The organism is Colwellia polaris, from assembly GCF_002104515.1.
In the GTDB taxonomy this organism is placed as follows: Bacteria; Pseudomonadota; Gammaproteobacteria; order Enterobacterales; family Alteromonadaceae; genus Cognaticolwellia; species Cognaticolwellia polaris.
In genome coordinates, this window is sequence record NZ_NBOE01000001.1 from 552752 (window position 1) to 570356 (window position 17605).

At 38.3% G+C, this 17605-nt stretch carries 13 protein-coding genes; 8 read left to right on the top strand and 5 right to left on the bottom strand.

Annotation, left to right across the window (positions count from 1 at the left end):
• Positions 1-46: 46 nt before the first annotated feature.
• The 5 genes from B6A32_RS02530 to B6A32_RS02550 all read right to left on the bottom strand — a co-directional run bounded on the left by B6A32_RS02530 (position 47) and on the right by B6A32_RS02550 (position 5523).
• Complete coding sequence (locus B6A32_RS02530) at positions 47-1300, bottom strand: type II secretion system F family protein (RefSeq protein ID WP_085301165.1); 1254 nt, start codon at positions 1298-1300, stop codon at positions 47-49.
• Between the two features lie 198 nt (positions 1301-1498).
• A complete protein-coding gene (pilB, locus tag B6A32_RS02535; RefSeq protein WP_085301166.1) occupies positions 1499-3205 on the bottom strand; it encodes a type IV-A pilus assembly ATPase PilB in 1707 nt (568 codons plus the stop codon).
• Positions 3206-3347: 142 nt separating this feature from the next.
• Positions 3348-3776, bottom strand: a complete 429-nt coding sequence (locus tag B6A32_RS02540; protein ID WP_269844033.1) for a pilin — start codon at positions 3774-3776, stop codon at positions 3348-3350.
• Between the two features lie 337 nt (positions 3777-4113).
• Positions 4114-5001: a carboxylating nicotinate-nucleotide diphosphorylase gene (gene nadC, locus B6A32_RS02545; protein WP_085301167.1), complete on the bottom strand. Its 888-nt coding sequence runs from the start codon at positions 4999-5001 to the stop codon at positions 4114-4116.
• Positions 5002-5523: a retropepsin-like aspartic protease family protein gene (locus B6A32_RS02550; RefSeq protein ID WP_085301168.1), complete on the bottom strand. Its 522-nt coding sequence runs from the start codon at positions 5521-5523 to the stop codon at positions 5002-5004.
• 92 nt (positions 5524-5615) lie between these two features.
• On the opposite strand from B6A32_RS02550, the gene ampD reads away from it, so the two are divergent.
• From ampD to B6A32_RS02590, 8 genes are all read left to right on the top strand, one after another.
• A complete protein-coding gene (gene ampD, locus B6A32_RS02555; RefSeq protein ID WP_198946859.1) occupies positions 5616-6206 on the top strand; it encodes a 1,6-anhydro-N-acetylmuramyl-L-alanine amidase AmpD in 591 nt (196 codons plus the stop codon).
• Positions 6207-6478: 272 nt separating this feature from the next.
• Positions 6479-7375, top strand: a complete 897-nt coding sequence (gene ampE / locus B6A32_RS02560) for a beta-lactamase regulator AmpE (RefSeq protein WP_085301169.1) — start codon at positions 6479-6481, stop codon at positions 7373-7375.
• Positions 7376-7949: 574 nt separating this feature from the next.
• Complete coding sequence (gene pdhR / locus B6A32_RS02565) at positions 7950-8717, top strand: pyruvate dehydrogenase complex transcriptional repressor PdhR (RefSeq protein ID WP_101685900.1); 768 nt, start codon at positions 7950-7952, stop codon at positions 8715-8717.
• Positions 8718-8870: 153 nt separating this feature from the next.
• Positions 8871-11546, top strand: a complete 2676-nt coding sequence (gene aceE / locus B6A32_RS02570; RefSeq protein ID WP_085301171.1) for a pyruvate dehydrogenase (acetyl-transferring), homodimeric type — start codon at positions 8871-8873, stop codon at positions 11544-11546.
• Between the two features lie 25 nt (positions 11547-11571).
• Positions 11572-13554, top strand: a complete 1983-nt coding sequence (gene aceF / locus B6A32_RS02575; RefSeq protein ID WP_085301172.1) for a pyruvate dehydrogenase complex dihydrolipoyllysine-residue acetyltransferase — start codon at positions 11572-11574, stop codon at positions 13552-13554.
• Between the two features lie 262 nt (positions 13555-13816).
• Positions 13817-15253: a dihydrolipoyl dehydrogenase gene (gene lpdA / locus B6A32_RS02580; protein ID WP_085301173.1), complete on the top strand. Its 1437-nt coding sequence runs from the start codon at positions 13817-13819 to the stop codon at positions 15251-15253.
• A 130-nt stretch (positions 15254-15383) separates the two neighbouring features.
• Positions 15384-15569 (top strand): DUF2065 domain-containing protein, encoded by a 186-nt coding sequence (locus B6A32_RS02585; protein ID WP_085301174.1) that lies wholly within the window; start codon positions 15384-15386, stop codon positions 15567-15569.
• 126 nt (positions 15570-15695) lie between these two features.
• The gene (locus B6A32_RS02590; RefSeq protein WP_085301175.1) at positions 15696-16994 is read left to right on the top strand and encodes an adenylosuccinate synthase; all 1299 of its coding nucleotides are present in this window, start codon (positions 15696-15698) and stop codon (positions 16992-16994) included.
• Positions 16995-17605: the final 611 nt, after the last annotated feature.

Consider the following 17605-nt stretch of genomic DNA (forward strand, 5'->3'; position numbering starts at 1 on the left):
TGACTAGCATCGTTTTTTTATTTTATAACACACAAGGAGTAAACCTTTAAACCACCATACCAATTTGGAATATCGGTAAATACATCGCAATGATCAAACCACCAATAACGACACCTAAAACAGCCATAATCATAGGTTCTAGTAAGGTAGTTAAGTTATCAACCGCGTTGTCTACTTCTTGCTCATAAACGGTTGCTACTTTAGCAAGCATGTCGTCAACTGCGCCCGACTCTTCACCAATAGCAACCATTTGAATAACCATATCAGGGAATATGGCACAATTTCGCATGGCTAAATTCATTTGCATACCTGAGGTTACTTCAGCACGTATTTCTAAAATAGCATCACGAAACACTGCGTTACCTGAGGCTCCTGCGGCAGATTCTAGTGCATCAGGTAAAGGGACACCGGCAGCAAATGTTGTTGAAAGGGTTCTGGCATAACGAGCTACGGCAGCTTTTTTTAATACATCACCAACAACAGGGACTTTTAATATTTTTTTATCTACGCTATCACGAAAACTTAGGCTATTAGCGTGTGTTTTTTTGAAAAGATAAATAGAGAGGAATATGCCGGCAAGACCAAAGTACCAATAGGCCTGCATAAATTCAGAAATGGCAAGTACCAGTAAAGTAAAACCAGGTAACTCAGCACCAAAGCTATCAAATATATCTTTAAAAACAGGCACAACAAAGATTAACAATACTGCCGTAACTACAAAGGCTATCACTAATACCGAAATAGGATAAGTCATGGCTTTTTTAATTTTAGCTTTTAATGCTTCTGCTTTTTCTTTATAGGTTGCGACACGATCATAAATAGTCTCAAGCGCACCAGATTGCTCACCTGAATTCACTAAATCACAATATAAATCATCAAAGTACTGTGGGTGCTCACGTAAACATTCCGATAGAGGAATACCCGATTGTAGCTTATTACCTATGGTTCCTAGTAGTTTTTGCATATTACCATTGTTATGGCCAGAACCTATCATTTCAATAGTTTGCACTAAAGGAACCCCGGCACCTAACATAGTGGCTATTTGGCGTGTAACTACAGCAATATCAGCAGGAGTTATTTTTTTATCGCCACCCATACCAAATAAAGGTTTCGCTTTTTTACTGATTTTACCGGGCGTTATACCTTGTTTACGTAGCTGAGCTTTAAGCTCTAAAACACTGCCGGCATTAAGCTCACCACTTACTTTCTTACCTTTACGGTTTAGACCTTGCCACTTATAAATATCGAGCGCTTTAATCTTAGTCTTTTTATCTTTTGTTTTTTTTGAAGAAACAGCCATTCGCATAACCTAATTATTAGTGACTTTTATGTCTTTGTTAGAGCACAGCTTATCGTTGGCGCTTTTATAACTGATTTTAAGCTGGATAATAATACAATCAGCTTATCGCTAAAATTCGAGATAAGCAATTACTAGCAGTTTGTTTGATAGATAACATTAATAGTAATATTTTAAGTATATAAGTAACTTAGAAATAAATTAAGCGTTAGTTACTCGATTAACTTCTTCTAAACTGGTTACGCCTTGTGCTGCTTTTTCTAAGCCAGATTGGCGTAGATTGTTATAGCCTTCTTTTTGACATTGCTCGGCTATTTCTAAAGAGTTAGAGCCGGTCATGATTAAGTTGGCGGTAACATCGCTGATTTTTATTACTTCGTAAATACCGACTCGGCCTTTATAGCCACCAGTACAAAGATCGCACCCTACAGGTTTAAATAATTTAATCTCTGAAAGTTGTTCGGGTAAAAAGCCTTGTGCGAGTAGTTCATTTTCTGGAATATGTTCTTCTTCTTTACATTGAAGGCATAAACGACGGGCCAGTCGCTGGGCAATAATAACAGAAACTGAACTAGCAACGTTGTATGAAGGTACACCCATATTTAATAAGCGCGTTAAGGTTTCAGCCGCTGAGTTAGTATGGAGCGTAGATAAAACTAAGTGACCAGTTTGTGCGGCTTTAATGGCAATTTCAGCGGTTTCTAAATCACGAATCTCACCTACCATAACAATATCGGGATCTTGACGTAAAAATGAACGTAATGCGCTAGGGAAGGTTAAGCCAGAACGGGTGTTAATTTGTACTTGGTTAATACCGTCAAGATTAATCTCAACTGGGTCTTCCGCGGTTGAAATATTACGCTCTTCAGTATTTAAAATATTTAAGCCGGTATAAAGTGATACGGTTTTTCCTGAGCCTGTTGGTCCAGTAACTAAGATCATGCCTTGAGGCTGTGCTAATGCTTCCATGTAAATTTTCTTTTGCTCAGGTGCATAGCCGAGCATGTCGATACCTAGCATGGCGCTTGACGAGTCAAGAATACGCATTACTATTTTTTCGCCCCACATAGTAGGCAAGGTACTGACACGAAAGTCTATCGATTTCTTTTTCGACAAGGCTAATTTTATGCGGCCATCTTGGGGAACTCGACGCTCAGCAATATCTAATTTCGACATGACTTTTAATCGCGCAGCCATTCTAGAAGCAAGTGTTATTGGTGGCTTAGCCACTTCGTTTAAAATGCCGTCGATACGAAAACGAATGCGGTAAGATTTTTCATAAGGCTCAAAATGTAAATCTGACGCGCCTTTGCGAATAGCATCGAGTAATATTTTATTAATATAAACTACTATGGGTGCGTCTTCTTTGTCACCACCGCCGGTATTGTCTTCTTCTTGTCGTTCTTCTTGAACATCAATGCCCGCTAATTCTTCTGCATCCATATCAGAAATATCCAGGGCATCGCTGTCTTCTTCTAATATTTTTTCAATGCAAGCGGCAAGCGCTGTTTCATTAGCAAGCACTAACTCGGTAGAAAATCCAGTATTAAATTGAATTTCTTCTAGGGCATCAAGGTTGGTTGGATCAGACATGGCAACAAATAACACTTTGCCACGTAAATATAACGGCAGTGCATGGTGCTTACGTATTAATTTTTCGTTACGTACACCTTCGGGCACTAAGCTAGTATCAAAATTAGCGAGATCAATTAACGGACAGCCAAAACTACGGCATAAGGTGTTGGCAATAGCTTCTGCATCAATGTCTTTATCTTCAACTAAATAACGAATAAACGGTTTTTTTTGTTGGATAAAATCTACACTAATATTTTCTGCTTTGTCGCTAGGCACAACGTTTTGCTTAGTTAAAGCAGAGAGTAAGCTTGATTGTTGGTGAAGTCCTTTCATAGATCTCTTAATAAAACTATTAATAACTGCAAGTTACAGTGTAACTATTTTAAGCATGAAAAACAAAAAACAATTTTCATTACTTTTAAGGTATAAAAAAAGCTCCCAATAGGAGCTTTTTATGTTCTTAGTTATTTAAAAATTAACAAACACCATTGGCGATACATGTACCAGTTTGAGCCCAGTTTAATGAGTTATTAGCCGCTGTAGGTGTTAAAATATAAGTAGAGGCGCCAGAATCTGAACCAGTTGCAGTAATGACAGCCGTTCCTGCGGTAATAACAACTGATGCAACTTCATCACCAGCTTCAGCACCAGCTTTAACTGCACCTATTTTAGCGTATGTATCACAATTCCCTAAAGAATAATCACCACGTGTTTGAAAACAAGTTTCGATAGCCGCTTTAACCGAACCTACAGCAAGTGGAATTTCTGAATAACGAGCTTTTTCAGTGTAAGTATTATAAGCAGGTAATGCTACCGCTGCCAAAATACCGATAATCGCAACAACGATCATCAATTCAATTAAAGTAAAACCTTTCGCTTTTTTCATTGTATTTAGTTTTTTCATTTTAAGTATTCCATACATAATTACAGGGGCTGAATTGATACTGCGACAAAATTTGCCAAATGTAAAACATTGTTACCATATTTTTTAATTTTTTTTTGATTTTAGCTGTTTTTAACGCTTAATTGCTAAAATTTATGGTGTTTAACAAGATTTTAACTTCAAAGCATAAGATTTTATTTAGTGAAAAATTAGCAGGTTTTAGGGCTTAATTTTAAAAAATTAAATTTTTATCTGATTAGGTTGTGAGGTTTGCATTAAAATTAAGCAGACTTTTTTTTAAAAGCCTGCTTTATGTTTAATAACAATTCATCATTAACTTAGTTAACAAAGTTATCCATTAAACAAAGCGCATTGAAAGATCGACTGCTTGCACATGTTTTGTTAAAGCGCCAACCGAGATAAAATCTACCCCTGATTTCGCGTAATCTTTAAGTGTGGCTAAAGTCATGTTGCCAGAAACTTCTAATTTTGTATTACCGGCAGATATTTCTGCGGTTAATTTAACCGCTTGTTCGATCATTTGGGTACTGAAATTATCTAGCATAATAATGTCAGCACCAGCGTTCAAAGCTTGAGTTAATTCATCGATACTTTCTACTTCAACCTCTACAGTTTTATCCGCATGATTAATACGAGCGGTGCTAATGGCTTGTTCAATGGAACCACAAGCAGCAATGTGGTTTTCTTTAATTAAGAAGGCGTCAAACAAACCAATTCTATGATTAACACCACCACCACAAGTAACCGCGTATTTTTGTGCGCTACGAAGGCCCGGTAGAGTTTTACGGGTATCAAGTAATTTGGTTGTAGTACCTTCAAGGTGTTTAACGTACGAGCTAGTAATTGTTGCCGTACCTGAAAGACTTTGTAAAAAGTTTAATGCGGTACGCTCGCCGGTTAATAAAATGCGCGCATTGCCGGTTAATTCAAATAACGTGGTATTGGCGGTAACGTGTTGCCCGTCGTTTACAAACCAAGTGATTTTGGTGTTGGTGTTGTAAATGCTATCGAGCTGTTTAAACACTTCATTAACCCAAGCAACACCACAAATAACACATTCGTCACGGCTGATAATGTTGGCGACAGCTTGATTTTCTGCAGGTATTAGCTCAGCAGTAATGTCGCTGCTATTGGCGAGTTCGTTATAGTCGTTTACACCTAAGTCTTCACATAATGCCCAAGTAACGGTTTTGATGATATCGTTTAATAATGATGCTGGTAACATTTAATACTGCTCTCGTAAAATTAGTTGTTTTCCGGTTTGGCTAAATTCTACTCTTTTTAGGGCGCTCATGCCCAACAGAATTTCATCAGCCGCCATACTCGGATTGATATTCGCCGCAACATTATACAGATAGATATTGCCAATGCGTAATTCATTTATTTGTGTTTGATAAACCGTAATTGTGCCATTAGCCGTTTGCACGCGCATTTGGCCTTGCGGCTCTAAAGATAAGTTTTTTGCGATATGAGCTGGAATTGAAACATGCGTAGCACCAGTATCAAGCAAAAAGGTAACTTGCGAACCGTTAATCGTGCCATTAGTAATATAATGGCCTTGGCGGTTTTGTTGCAAGGTAACCGCGGCTTTACCATTGGCTTGTAATAAAAGTTGCGGCGTTTCGTTTGGGTTATATTGCTGGTCTAACACATCTTGAAAAACAAACACTAATAATGCAATGCCGATAATCCAAGCTATCCAGACAAAGCTTTTGCCAAAATTTGTTGAAGTGTTACTTTTAGTCATATACGCCCAATAATTAGATTAATATATTTTCTTGTTCTGATGATAACTTTACTATGTAATAGTGCTTTGATAAACAAGGTGTGAAGTATTGTATGTCATTTCTGCAAAATAATGAGCAAAGTAGCCCTGAACTGCGCATTAAGGCGGGTTGGTTAAATAGCGCTGAAATTCAGCGTTCTAGTCATTTTGAGCCTCGAGCTAAAAATGAAGCTATAAACCTGTTGGTTGTGCATAATATTTCCCTACCTCCGGGGCAGTTTGGTGGTGGTCACATTACCAACTTTTTTCTCGGCAAGTTAGATCCCAACATTGATCCTTATTTTGAGGATATATATAACATTCGTGTTTCTGCGCACTGCCTAATTAAACGTGATGGTCATATTGTTCAATATGTTTCGTTCAATGATAAAGCATGGCATGCGGGTGTTTCAGTTTACCAAGGTCGAGAAAAATGTAATGACTTTTCTATTGGTATTGAGCTAGAAGGTACAGACGATATTCCTTATACTAAAGCACAATACCAACAACTCAGTAATTTAAGCCAATGTTTGATTACTACGTATCCGGCACTAAAAAATAATATTGTTGGACATAGCGACATAGCACCAGGTAGAAAAACAGATCCCGGTGAAGCCTTTGATTGGCAACATTTTCAAACGTTACTAGATACAAAAAAGCTTTAAGCTTTAAGTTTTGAGCTATCAGTAAAAGATAAAGCTATAAGCTGTCAGTTACGATCTGTCAGTAAGAGATAGAGCTATAAGCTGTCAGTTTTGAGCTGTCAGTAAGAGATAGAGCTATAAGCTGTCAGTAAAAGAATGAGGGAAAGCTATCGAAAAGAAATATCAGTGAGACAAATGATATTAGAGCGTTGGCAATAACTTAAAACTGACAGCTTACAGCTAAATTCTTGCAGCTTCACTACAATAACTTTAATACATATGGATAATTACAAATGAGCTTAATTAGTTTATTAATTGCTTTAGCTGCCGAACGTTACTTATCTTCAAGTGCGTGGCAGTTTTCTACTTTATATCAGCGATATATGGCGCTAATTAAGCGCACAAAGTTACTTGCTGATTTTAAAAACTCTACACTGCAAAGTTATGCGGTTATTTTTATTCCAGTGATCGCTTGTTATTTTTTACTTGAGCAAATTGATAACGCCTTGCTCTATCTAATAGCTTCAACACTCATATTAATTGTTTGTTTTGGTTGTATGAAAACCCGTGACGCTTATAAAAGTTATTTAGTTTCAGCGCTTAAAGGCGAGTTAACCAGTTGTGAGCTGCAGCAGCTGCAATTACAGCAAGATAAAAACATTGCCAGTATGGGCTTTGGTCAAACAATGGTTTGGTTAAATTATCGTTATTTTATCGCCGTTATGTTGTTTTTTGTATTATTTGGTCCGGCAGGCGCACTTTTTTATCGCTTACTTACCACGGTAAATGAATGTGCAAATGATCAAGAAACTAGTGAAGTTAATAAAGCAGATGAAAGCGTTGAAACTAACGAAAATGCGCAAGATAACAAAAGCAGACAAGAAGTTTGCCAAAATAATCAGCAGTTATTGTTTTGGGTAGATTGGTTGCCAGTAAGGTTAGTTGCTTTTGGTTACATGTTTGTTGGCCACTTTTCTAAAGCTATGCCGGTATGGCTTGAAAACTTATTTGAATTTGAAAAGCCACCAAGCAAAGTCTTAATAGCTGTTGCGCAAATGTCTGAAGACTTTATGGTCGATGCCGGTGACTGCACCGCTGAGCCTTGCTTATTGGTTAAATTAGCCAAGCGTACCTTATTATTATTTTTAGTGATTATTGCTGTGCTTATATTAACAGGCATACTCTCGTAAGACCTGCTTATGTTTTTGGCTGATAGTTTTTGTATCAGCCAAAACTACTACCAACACCTATTCGTTTATACTTCCTAATTCAAAATACCTAGATTTATTTTAACCTGAACGCTAGATAATGAGTGCTTATCCAGCGTTCAGTTTTTTTAATCATTAGATCACTCAGCGGCTATTGTTAGTGTTGGGTATGCTATCTCATGGTGTTATCCCAATCGAAATAAATAATCGATCATTTTAAGGCGGTTTACATCGTCAATAACTTATTACATTTGGTATTAATGCAAAAGCACCGCAATAATAATTTTTCATAAAAACCTGAAAAATCAGTGTGTATATTTACTCATTGATTTCGTTATTTTTATTTTATTAGTTTTGCAGTTTATACCTACGGTTAATGACTTTTTTGATTGTTGATATATTATCCACTGTATTTACAACAGCGACTGTATTTGATACATTACATCTCAATTAATCTAATGGTAAGACCAATTTACCATGTGATTTCGAAATTGAGTTAATGAATTTAGATACGTTTTATCTGAATAATTAAGGGTTATGAATGTCGATTCCGACTATTGAAAAACCGGTTAAGCAAGCAAAGCTGTCAGATATAATTCTGGCGCAGCTTGAGACAATGATCCTTGAAGGTAGCTTAAAACCGGGCCAAAAATTACCAGCCGAGCGCGAACTAGCAAAACAGTTTGACGTTTCTCGACCTTCATTGCGCGAAGCCATTCAAAAGTTAGAAGCTAAAAGTTTAGTTACCCGTCGCCAAGGTGGCGGTACCTTTGTCAGCGAGAAAGTGTTAAGCGGGTTCTCTGATCCATTATTTGCCCTAATGGCAAACAATAAAGAATCGCAATTTGATTTATTAGAATTTCGTCATGGCATTGAAGGCATGTCAGCTTATTATGCAGCTATGCGAGGCACTCAAGCCGATTTTGATGAAATTCAACGCAAACATGACAATATAGGCACAGCGCAACTTGAAGATAGTTATCGCCTTGAAGCTGAAGCTGTGTTTGAGTTTTACATTGCAATATGTGGTGCCAGTCATAATGCGGTTATTTTACATTTAGCTACCAGTATGGCGCCATTGTTGATTGATAACATTGAGAAAAATTTAACAACTTTAGCTAAGCGACCTGACGTGTTTAGCAGAATATCTGACTACCGTACGCGTTTAATGAGTGCGATTGTTAGTGGTAAACCCCAAGCGGCTTGGGGAGCTAGCCATCGACATTTAGCGTTTATTGAAGAAGTGCTATTAAAAATGTCGCAGGAAAATAGCCGCATGGAGCGGTCAATAAGAAGAATGAAAAGAGCAAGAATGGATACTTAATTAAAGATGAAAGTGGCTCAATATGCCCTGTAATAATTTAAAAAAGTATTTAAGAGATAAGAAACAATACGAATTAAGGTTATCTGCTTAAAATCAGCTATCTTTAAACAATTAAATTTACTTAACAAATAACAATATGGAGACTAAGTAATTATGTCTGAGCTCCCAAATCAAGATATTGATTCAATGGAAACCCAAGAATGGTTGGAATCAATGGAGTCTGTGTTAGAAAATGAAGGCCCTGAACGCGCTCATTTTTTACTTGAAAAGTTAATCGATAGAGCCCGTCGTAGCGGTACACATTTACCATTTGACGCCAAAACTGCTTATGTAAATACTATTCCACCAGGGTTAGAGCCGCATATGCCAGCTGACCAAACAATTGAAGCGCGTGTTCGTGCTGCTATTCGTTGGAATGCTTTAGTATTGGTTTTACGCGCTTCTAAAAAAGATTTAGAGCTTGGTGGTCACATTGGTAGTTTTGCCTCTTCTGCTATGTTGTACGATGTAGGTTTTAATCACTTCTTTAGAGCGGCGTCTGATAAAGACGGTGGCGATTTTATTTTCGCTCAAGGTCATATTTCTCCAGGTATTTATTCACGTGCTTTCTTAGAAGGGCGTTTAACTGAAGACCAAATGAATAACTTCCGCCAAGAATGTGATGGTAAAGGTTTGTCTTCATACCCTCATCCACATTTAATGCCAGACTTTTGGCAGTTCCCAACGGTTTCAATGGGTTTAGGTCCATTACAAGCTATTTACACTGCCCGTTTCCTTAAGTACTTAACTGATCGTGGTATTAAAGACTGCTCTGAGCAACGTGTTTACTGTTTCTTAGGTGATGGTGAAACTGATGAGCCAGAATCATTAGGTGCTATTGGTTTAGCAACACGTGAAGGTTTAGATAACTTAACATTTGTTATTAACTGTAATTTACAGCGTTTAGATGGTCCTGTTCGTGGTAACGGTAAAATTATTCAAGAACTTGAAGGTACATTCCGTGGCGCAGGCTGGGAAGTCGTTAAAGTTATTTGGGGTTCTTACTGGGATGCACTTATTGCCCGTGACACCTCAGGTAAATTATTGCAACTAATGAGCGAAACTGTTGATGGTGAATACCAGAACTGTAAAGCTAAAGGTGGCAAATATACGCGCGAAAACTTCTTCAATAAGTACCCTGAAACAGCGGCACTAGTGGCTAATATGTCAGATGAAGATATTTATCGCTTAAACCGTGGTGGCCATGATCCTGTTAAAGTTTACGCGGCATACAAACGCGCAATGGAAACAAAAGGTCGTCCAACCGTTATTTTAGCGAAAACCGTTAAAGGTTTTGGTTTAGGTGCATCAGGTGAAGCATTAAATATTGCACATAACGTTAAGAAAATGGACGTTGATTCACTTAAGCATTACCGTGACCGTTTTAACATTCCGGTAAGTGATAACGATATTGCTGACCTTCCTTTCTTCAAATTCCCAGAAGATAGCGAAGAATACAAATACATGAAAGCGCGTCGTGAAGCCTTAGGTGGTTCATTACCAGCACGCCGTGTACAAGCAGAAGAGTCGCTTGATATTCCAGCATTAAAAATATTTGATCCGATTTTAAAAGGCTCAGGTGAGCGTGAAGTATCATCAACAATGACTTTTGTTCGTGTACTTAATAGCTTATTAAAAGACAAAAAAATCGGTAAGCGTATTGTGCCAATTATTCCTGACGAAGCACGTACGTTTGGTATGGAAGGTTTATTCCGCCAAGTAGGTATTTATGCTAGCGAAGGGCAAAAATACGTACCACAAGATGCTGACCAAGTTGCTTATTACCGTGAAGACAAAAAAGGCCAGGTACTACAAGAAGGTATTAACGAATTAGGTGCTATGGCGTCTTGGGTTGCTTCTGGTACGTCTTACTCAACATGTAATGCCACGACAATTCCATTCTACATTTACTACTCAATGTTTGGTTTCCAACGTGTTGGTGATTTAGCATGGGCTGCTGGCGATAGCCAAGCGCGTGGTTTCTTATTAGGTGCAACAGCCGGTAGAACAACACTAAATGGTGAAGGTTTGCAGCATCAAGATGGTCATTCACATGTACAAGCAGGTTTAATTCCTAACTGTGTTACTTATGATCCAACTTACGGTTATGAAATTGCAGTTATCGTACGTGAAGGGTTACGTCGCATGTATGAAGAAAATGAAAATATATTCTTCTACTTAACGTTAATGAATGAAAACTATCAACACCCGGCTATACCAGAAAACAAAACAATTGAAGATGAAATCATTAAAGGTATTTACCAACTTGAGCGCGTTGAAGCTAAAAAAGCGAAAGCGAATGTTCAATTAATGGGGTCAGGTACAATTTTACAAAAAGTACGTGAAGCAGCACAAATATTGTCAGCTGATTACGGTGTTTCAAGTGATGTATATTCTGTTACTTCATTCAACGAATTGGCACGCGAAGGTCAAGAAGTAACACGTTGGAACATGCTACACCCTGAAAGCAAGCAAAAAACTGCTTATATTTCTAAGGTAATTACAGCTGATAATGGCCCAGCAATTGCGGCAACAGATTATGTTAAAAACTATTCTGACCAAGTACGTGCCTACATTGATACTGAGTATCGTGTATTAGGTACTGACGGTTTTGGTCGCAGTGATAGTCGCGATAATTTACGTCAACATTTCGAAGTAGACCAAAACTACATTGTTGTAGCTGCTCTTTTTGAATTGGCAAATCGTGGTGATATTAAACGTACTGTCGTAAGTGAAGCAATTAAACGCTTTAACATTAATGCTGACAAACTTAATCCGCTTTACGCGTAATTAAGTCGAGATAAGGAATTAAGAAATGTCTGATATTGAAAAAATTCTAGTCCCAGATGTCGGTGGCGATGAAGTAGAAGTTATCGAAATATGCTTTGCAGTTGGTGATAGTTTAGAAGCCGACGAAGGTATTATTACTGTTGAAACAGATAAAGCCTCAATGGATATTCCTGCACCATTTGCAGGTGAACTTGTGGCGCTTTCTGTGAAAGTTGGTGACAAAATTAAAGAAGGCGATGTTATTGCTGAAATGAAAGGGGCTGCAACAAGCAGTGCCGATGAAGCACCAAAAGAAGCAGAGCCAGAGCAAAAATCTGAACCAAAAGCAGAACAAGCTGAAGCGCCTGCTGAAGAAAAAGCACCGGCAGCTGCAACAAGTAGTGAAGTTATCGAAATTGCGGTACCTGATATTGGTGAAGATGGCGAAGTTGACGTAATTGAAGTGCTAGTGGCTGCTGGCGATGTAATTGAAGCTGAAGATGGCTTGATTACACTAGAAACTGATAAAGCCACTATGGACGTGCCTTCACCGCACGCCGGAACGGTAAAAGAAGTTTTCATTAGTACCGGTGATAAAGTTAAGCAAGGCTCAATTGTTATTAAGCTTGAAACTTCATCAGGTGCGCCTGCTGAAACAAGCTCAACGGCAGAAGCTCCAGCAGAAACACCAGCTCCTGCTGCTGAAAAATCAGCGCCTGCTGCTAGCAGTGAAGTTATCGATATTGCTGTTCCAGATATTGGTGAAGAGGGTGAAGTTGATGTCATCGACGTACTCGTTGCTGTTGGTGATGTAATTGAGGCGGAAGACGGTTTAATTACTTTAGAAACCGACAAAGCAACAATGGATGTACCTTCGTCACATGCTGGCACGGTAAAAGAAGTGTTGATCAGCACGGGTGATAAAGTTAAACAGGGCTCTATTGTTATTAAGCTTGAAACTTCGTCGGGCGCACCTGCACAAGAAGCTCAAGCAGCTCCTGCTCCAGCGGCTAAAACAGCCACGGTTGCAACGCCAGCACCTTCAGCTAAAAAAGCAGCGCCTGTACCGCACCACCCACAAATGGGCTTAACTAATGCGAGTGCTATTTACACATCACCTTCTATTCGTCGGTTGGCGCGTGAGTTTGGTGTTGATTTAACTTTAGTTAAAGGTTCTGGACGTAAAGGCCGTATTTTAAAAGAAGATGTTCAGTCATATGTTAAATATGAATTGTCACGTCCGAAAGCTAATGCAGGTAGTTCAGTAGCGTCAGGTGAAGGTGGTTTACAAGTTGTTAGTGCTAAGCAAATCGATTTCTCTAAGTTTGGTGAAATTGAAACAAAAGCATTAACCCGTATTCAGAAAATATCGGGACCATTTTTACATCGTAACTGGGTAACTATTCCACATGTTACGCAGTTTGATGAAGCGGATATTACGAATGTTGAAGCCTTTCGCAAAGAGCAAAATGTTATTTGTGAAAAGCAAAAGCTTGGCTTTAAAATTACCCCTCTTGTGTTTATTTTAAAAGCCGCAGCAGATGCCTTGCGCACCTTCCCTGTGTTTAACTCTAGCTTGAGTGAAGACGGTGAAAGCTTAATTCTTAAAAAGTATATTCACATTGGTGTTGCTGTTGATACACCGAATGGTTTAGTTGTGCCAGTAGTACGTGATGTTGATCAAAAAGGTATTCACCAGTTATCACGTGAATTACTTGAGATCAGTGTTAAAGCACGAGATGGCAAGCTAAAAGCAAGTGACATGCAAGGCGGTTGTTTTACTATTTCAAGCCTTGGTGGTATTGGCGGTACGGCATTTACGCCGATTGTTAATGCACCTGAAGTAGCTATTTTAGGTGTTTCTAAATCAGAAATGAAACCTAAGTGGAATGGTAAAGACTTTGAGCCTAAGCTAATGTTGCCATTATCTATGTCTTACGACCATCGTGTAATTGACGGTGCGCTAGCGGCACGCTTTACTGTGCACCTAGCAGGCGTTATGAGTGATATAAGAAAATTAATTTTATAGTGCTGCTATACAGCATTTAAAATTAGGCATTGATATGAAACAATAAGTTGGCAGAATGAAATAACCGTTGAATTATTTCATTTTTGCCAACGTTTCATCAATAATTGCGGATTAAAGATAGCGATCCTTGTACGCTTTAAGTAAAATTGCGGCAAGTAAATATCGAAAGTGCTAAAAATATTAATTGTTTACACCTTTAATAAACGTTTGGCAAATACAAGCTGGCATAACCAGCACTTAACACATTAATTTTGAGGTTAGCATGAGCAACGAGATTAAAACTCAAGTAGTCGTTTTAGGGTCAGGCCCTGGTGGTTATTCAGCAGCATTTCGCGCAGCAGATTTAGGCCTAGATGTTGTATTAGTAGAAAAATACGACAGTTTAGGTGGTGTATGTTTAAACGTAGGTTGTATTCCTTCAAAAGCATTACTTCATATTGCTAAAGTAATTGATGATGCTAAAGATATGGCAGCACACGGTGTTACTTTTGGCCAACCTGAGATTGATTTAGAAAAAATTCGTCAATGGAAAGACAAAGACGTAGTAGGTAAGCTTACGCAAGGTGTTGGCGGTATGGCCAAAATGCGTAAAGTTAAAACGGTAACAGGCTACGGTAAATTTACTTCAGACAAAACGATTGAAGTAGAAGGCAAAGACGGCAACACAACAATTACTTTTGAGAATGCTATTATTTCATGTGGCTCTTCTGTTGTTGACTTACCATTTATTCCTAATGATGACCCACGTGTTATTGATTCAACTGGCGCACTAGAACTTAAAGATGTTCCTGCAGAAATGCTAGTTTTAGGTGGCGGTATCATAGGTTTAGAAATGGGCACAGTATATAGCTCATTAGGCTCTAAAGTTTCAGTTGTAGAATTTGCTGACCAACTAGTGCCAGCTGCTGATGCAGATATTGTTAAAATTTATACAAAATACAACAAGCCACGTTTCGAATCAGTCATGTTATCAACTAAAGTTGTTGCTGTAGATGCGAAAGACGATGGTTTATACGTAACTTTCGAAGGCAAAAATGCACCAGAAGGCCAAGTACGTTACGACAAAATTTTAGTTGCTGTAGGGCGTAAGCCAAACGGTCACTTAGTTGCTGCTGATAAAGCTGGCGTAAATGTTGATGAGCGTGGTTTCATCAATGTTTCAAAAGAAATGCGCACTAACGTGCCTCATATTTTTGCTATTGGTGATGTTGTTGGCCAGCCTATGCTAGCGCATAAAGCAGTACATGAAGCACATTGTGCAGCTGAAGTTATTTCAGGCAAGAAACACGAATTTGACCCACGTTGCATTCCTTCTATTGCTTATACTGATCCTGAGATGGCATGGGTTGGTGTTACTGAGCGTGAAGCAAAAGATCAAGGTTTAAACATAGAAGTTTCTAACTTCCCATGGTCGGCTTCTGGTCGTGCGATTGCTTCAGCACGTACTGAAGGTAAAACTAAGCTTATTTTTGAAAAAGAATCTGGCCGAATTTTAGGTGGTGCCATTGTTGGTATTAATGCCGGTGAATTATTAGGTGAAGTTTGTTTAGCTATTGAAATGGGCGCAGATGCTGAAGATATCGGTTTAACGATTCATGCTCACCCAACACTAAATGAATCAATTGGTTTAGCAGCAGAAATCTTTGAAGGTTCAATCACTGATTTACCTAATGTAAAAGCAGTTAAAAAGAAAAAGTAATGAGTTAAGCTAACGCTTATACCTTGCTTTATTTTTCTCTAAAAGCCAGCTGAATTAGCTGGCTTTTTTGTCATTAAAAAATAATACCAAATGTAATAAGTTATTGATCAATTTTAAGCGAGGATAAACCATGTTTTCTACATTATTACTGGCTATTGCAATTGCCTTGATAATTGAGGGCTTAATTCCGGCACTTTTTCCTAATAAATGGCGTGCTTATGTTCTAAAATTAGCCAATGAACCTGTTAGTGCCATTCGCCAAGTAGGCATTTTTTTAGTCATTATCGGTCTTGTAATGTTCTGGATGGTAAATTAATTACTTTGCTAACCCTGCACTATTACAGGCTTTTTTTTTATCGCGCTAAAAATCAACAATTATTGCTTGGACTCAATATTGATATTTGATAGAATCCCCGCCTAATTTTCTTACCAATATGTGAACATGGGTAAAAACGTCGTAGTTCTGGGCACCCAATGGGGTGACGAAGGTAAAGGTAAAGTCGTAGACTTACTTACTGATAAAGCAAAATATGTAGTGCGCTATCAAGGTGGCCACAATGCGGGTCATACACTAGTCATTAACGGTGAAAAAACCGTTCTACACCTTATTCCATCAGGCGTATTACGTGATAACGTAAAATGTTTAATCGGAAACGGTGTTGTTCTTTGTCCAAAAGCACTTATGACAGAAATGGCAATGTTAGAAGAACGTGGCGTACCTGTACGTGAACGTCTTTTAATAAGCGATGCATGTCCGTTAATTCTTCCTTACCACAATGCTTTAGATGCAGCACGTGAAAAAGCACGTGGTAGCAAAGCTATTGGTACTACAGGCCGTGGTATTGGGCCAGCTTATGAAGACAAAGCTGCTCGCCGTGGTTTACGTGTTGGTGATTTATTTTGTGCAGACTCTTTTGCTGCAAAATTAAAAGAAATTATGGAATACCATAACTTTGTTTTAACAAATTACTACAAAGCTGAGCCAGTGAGTTACGAAGAAGTACTTAGCGATGCAATGGCCGTTGCTGAAGTGATAAAAGGCATGGTTGCCGATATTTCAGAAATGCTAGACCAAGCGCGTAAAGCGGGTGACGCTATCATGTTTGAAGGCGCGCAAGGCACATTACTTGATATCGACCACGGTACTTATCCATATGTAACATCGTCTAATACAACTGTTGGTGGCGTAGCTACTGGTAGTGGTTTTGGTCCGCTTTACTTAGATTACGTACTTGGTATTACAAAAGCATACACAACACGTGTTGGCTCTGGTCCATTCCCTACAGAATTAGACGACGAAGTAGGTCATCACTTAGGTACAGTAGGCCATGAATTTGGTGCTACGACTGGCCGTGAACGTCGTTGTGGTTGGTTTGACGCCGTAGCAATGCATCGTTCAGTACAAGTAAATAGCATTAGTGGCTTTTGTTTAACTAAGTTAGACGTTCTAGACGGCTTAGAAACATTAAAAATATGTACAGGCTATAAAACCGCTGAAGGCGATATTATTACTGTACCGCCAACTGCTGCTGAGGGTTACGAGAAAATTACCCCAGTATATGAAGAAATGCCAGGTTGGAGTGAAACAACAGTAGGCGCTACTTCTGTAGATGCTTTACCCGCTAATGCAATTGCTTATATTAAGCGAATTGAAGAAATTACCGGTGTTCCTGTTGATATTATTTCAACTGGTCCTGATCGCGTTGAAACTATGATTTTAGTTAACCCGTTTGACGAGTAATTAATATCTAACGTTACAAGCTTAAAAAAAACCACCTTCTAGGTGGTTTTTTTATGTGTAGGATTTAATTATTTCATGCAAACATCTCTGTGAGCATCTTAGAAAGTTAGTGCCTATTTTCTTCATTAACCATTAACAGCTACCACAACAAAGGTTAAGCAATAACCCGCCATAGAAAGCCTTCAATATACTCTGCAAATATCAATGGAGCTACATGCGTATTGGTTAATGTTTCAACTGATAAATAATTTCAATGTAACAGGTTAACCAGTGATAATGTGTGATAAGATCGGCGCGCGTCACAACTGTGTAAACTCTTAAAGTACGCTGTGGCTAAATTCTGTTAATCGTCATGAAATAATACAAGCACACTTATATTTATAAGTAATACAACTAACACAAACTCTTAGTTTACTTTTAAATGCATTATGAATCGATAGTGAGCTCTAATTGCTTTTTTTCTATAAATAGTGGGCGTAATATCTTGACTATTCAGCTCAGTTATATGAAAAACGTTTATATTAAAGCTATATTTATTATAGCTTGTAGCTAATTAATATATACAAAATAGCTTGAACTCAACCAAGATATTGCAATAGTATGTTTAATGA